The organism is Pseudoalteromonas sp. S3178 (genome assembly GCF_005886985.1).
Taxonomy (GTDB): Bacteria; Pseudomonadota; Gammaproteobacteria; order Enterobacterales; family Alteromonadaceae; genus Pseudoalteromonas; species Pseudoalteromonas carrageenovora.
This window is the reverse complement of sequence record NZ_PNCW01000414.1, coordinates 1-302: the sequence shown is the minus strand read 5'-3', so window position 1 is coordinate 302 and position 302 is coordinate 1. Positions and strand designations below refer to the sequence as shown.

1 pseudogene is annotated in these 302 nt (G+C 42.7%); it reads right to left on the bottom strand.

Features of this window, described 5'->3' with window-relative positions:
* A pseudogene (locus CWC11_RS21530) lies at nucleotides 1–302 on the bottom strand (methyl-accepting chemotaxis protein); the annotation flags it as partial.

Genomic DNA, 302 nt, shown 5'->3' with positions numbered 1-302 from the left:
ACACCGTTTAGCTGTTGATGGTTTACAAACATTTTCACATCGCCCGGCGCTTCTTGATAGATACTAATAGAGTAAGCCGAGCCACTAGTGGTAAAGCCGAAAAACCAACCATCCTGCTCTCTATTTAGTACTCGCAGAAAGCCGTTTTGATTCCAATATTGCTTGGTTTCGCGGTTAGCCCAAGAAGCCGTAACTAAGTCATACTGCGCCGCAATACGCTTGAGTTCGTTGACAAGAAGTTTTTCATCCAAAGTATTTTGTTTGGCACTTTGGGTGATTAATAAATTGCTTGAAAGCTGCTC